We start from the raw sequence: 2,861 nt of genomic DNA, 5'->3' as shown, positions 1-2,861 counted from the left end.
GCGGAGGGTGTGTTCTTTCCTGCCCCTCGGCTGGGCTGTGCGGGTGGTCTGCCGGGCGATGGCGGCTTCCGAGCCGTCGATGTTTCCCGCGACGACGTCGGGGACGTCATTGGCGGACTGGGTGATGAGCAGGCGGATCGCGGCGCGCACGGTGAGGCTGTCGCCTGGCTTGAATCCGACCTTCGACGGTGGACGTTTCGCCGCATTCGCCGAGACCGTCAGCTGCGTGTCCATTTCGAGACGCCCGTCGCGCAGGTACCCAAACAAGACGTAAAGCGTCATCACCTTGGTCAGTGAGGCGGGGTAGCGCGAGGCGCGCGCGTTGTGCGCATGGAGTGTTTTTCCCGAGTTCGCGTCGATGATCAACGCGGCCTTCGGCGGCGAATAGGCGTCGGCCTGAGGCGTCCAGACGACGAGGCAAACCGCCGCAAGGACCAAGCCGAGCGGAGTCAAGAAGCCATTGAATCTAAATAGGAAAACGCCTCCGGGGCGGTGCCGGGTGACTCTACGCCCCCGCGCGGAGCGGGATACCCACTGACGCATCAACAACTCCCTCACCTGTTACGCGCGGCGCGCCCGCTGCCGCTTCCGTCCCGCAACGGGACACGCCTCATCACACTCTGCGATCATCGTTAAGAAGACGTTATGGTTGTGGAACGCGGGAATGCGGCAACCTTGCGGAGATGTCTTGAAACAGGATGGCGGGAGTGCTTTTCGCCCGGGGCATTTTTCGCTATCCTTTATGTCCGCACCGCCGGGAAGCGCCGGCGACAGTCGCGACAGCAGGATGTTGAACAAGCCCCGGCGGCACCATACGCTTTCGCGAGGGCCGCGCGCCTGGAGGACGGCCGACGGCCGAAGCAAACGCGCGTAAGGCCGGGCGTTGGCAGAGGCGCATCCGATGCGGGCAGAGGGTTCCGTGGCCCGCATTTTTCACGGGAAGGTCAATTCAGGTTGAAATCAGCCAAAAAGAGCGCAGATCATGGTGGAGACACCCTGGGCGGCGAACATGAATACGGCGCATCAGATCGGCAGCATGGGCAGCAGCGCCCCGATCCTGTCGGACAATGATCCGGGCAAGGATGACGGTGAAGGCGACGCCCAGACGGGGATCGTCACACGCACCCGGCCAAAGACGAAAAAGCCGAGTCTTTACAAGGTGCTGTTGCTGAACGACGATTACACTCCGATGGAGTTCGTCGTTTATGTGCTGGAACGCTTCTTCAACAAAGGCACCGAGGAAGCAACGCGGATCATGCTGCACGTGCACAACAGGGGTGTGGGCATCTGCGGAGTCTATACCTACGAGGTCGCTGAAACGAAGGTCACCCAGGTGATGAGCTTCGCGCGGCAGCATCAGCATCCTCTTCAATGTACCATGGAAAAGGAGTGAATTCGGATCGTGCCCTCGCTCTCAACTAGTCTGGAAGAATCGCTCCACCGTGCTCTGGAATACGCGAACGAGCGCACCCACGAGTACGCCACCCTTGAACATCTCCTGCTCTCGCTGATCGATGATCGCGACGCGTCGACCGTCATGCGGGCTTGCAACGTCGATCTCGAAGTCCTGCGGGCCAAACTGATCGAATACCTCGACCACGAGCTGGACAACCTCATCCTCGAAGATGGCAGCGAAGCCCAGCCGACCGCGGGCTTTCAGCGCGTCATTCACCGCGCGGTCGTGCACGTCCAGTCCTCGGGCCGCGAAGAGGTGACTGGCGCGAATGTGCTGGTGGCCATCTTCAACGAGCGGGAAAGCCACGCGGCGTATTTCCTGCAGGAACAGAACATGTCCCGCTTCGACGCCGTGAACTTCATCTCGCACGGCATTGCGAAGCGCCCGGGCATGTCGGACCCGCGCCCGGCGCGCGGCGTGGAGGACGATGCGGCCACGATGGATCAGGGCGAGGAGAAAAAGCGCTCCGGCGATGCGCTCGACGTTTACTGCATCAACCTCAACGAGAAGGCGACCGAAGGCCGTATCGACCCGCTGATCGGGCGTGAGCGTGAGGTCAATCGCACCATTCAGGTGCTCTGCCGCCGGCAGAAGAACAATCCGCTGTTCGTCGGCGATCCCGGCGTCGGCAAGACCGCCATCGCCGAAGGCCTGGCGCGCAAGATCGTCAGCGGTGAGGTGCCGGATGTCCTGGCGAACGCCACGATCTTCCAGCTTGACATGGGCGCGCTGCTGGCCGGCACGCGCTATCGCGGCGACTTCGAGGAGCGCCTCAAGGCCGTGATGCGCGAGATCGAGGCCTACCCCGGCGCGATCATGTTCATCGATGAGATTCACACGGTGATCGGGGCCGGCGCGACCTCCGGCGGCGCGATGGACGCGTCCAACCTGCTGAAGCCCGCGCTTCAGTCGGGCGTGCTGCGCTGCATGGGATCGACGACCTACAAGGAGTACCGCCAGCATTTCGAGAAGGACCGTGCGCTGGTGCGCCGGTTCCAGAAGATCGACGTGAACGAGCCGAGCGTCGCGGACGCTGTCGAGATCCTCAAGGGCCTCAAGCCCTACTTCGAGGATTTCCACGGCCTGAAATACTCCAACCAGGCCATGAAGGCGGCTGTCGAGCTGTCGGCGAAATACATCCATGACCGCAAGCTGCCGGACAAGGCGATCGACGTGATCGACGAGACCGGCGCGTCGCAGATGCTCATTCCCGAGACCAAGCGTCGCAAGACGGTTGGCGTGAAGGAGATTGAGGCGACCATCGCGACGATGGCCCGCATCCCGCCAAAGACGGTGACGAAGTCCGACGCCGAACTGCTCAAGAACCTGAGCGAGGACCTCAAGCGGGTCGTGTTCGGCCAGGACCAGGCGATCGACGCGCTGTCCTCGGCGATCAAGCTGGCCC

3 protein-coding genes are annotated in these 2,861 nt (G+C 62.6%); 2 read left to right on the top strand and 1 reads right to left on the bottom strand.

Going from position 1 to position 2,861, the window contains the following annotated elements; translation table 11 throughout:
- On the bottom strand, positions 1-453 hold a 453-nt coding region (locus tag I6U14_RS00275; protein ID WP_296895915.1), incomplete at its 3' end, for a D-alanyl-D-alanine carboxypeptidase family protein.
- A gap of 583 nt (positions 454-1,036) precedes the next feature.
- Here I6U14_RS00275 and clpS point away from each other — a divergent pair.
- Together clpS and I6U14_RS00265 are read left to right on the top strand one after the other, a co-directional pair.
- Positions 1,037-1,393, top strand: coding sequence for an ATP-dependent Clp protease adapter ClpS (gene clpS, locus I6U14_RS00270; RefSeq protein ID WP_296895917.1), 357 nt, complete (start codon positions 1,037-1,039; stop codon positions 1,391-1,393).
- A 9-nt stretch (positions 1,394-1,402) separates the two neighbouring features.
- A partial coding sequence (locus tag I6U14_RS00265) for an AAA family ATPase (protein ID WP_296895913.1) occupies positions 1,403-2,861 on the top strand: 1,459 nt, incomplete at its 3' end.

The organism is Thiohalocapsa sp., assembly GCF_019695415.1.
Taxonomy (GTDB): Bacteria; Pseudomonadota; Gammaproteobacteria; order Chromatiales; family Chromatiaceae; genus Thiohalocapsa.
This window is presented reverse-complemented; position numbering and strand designations above follow the sequence as displayed.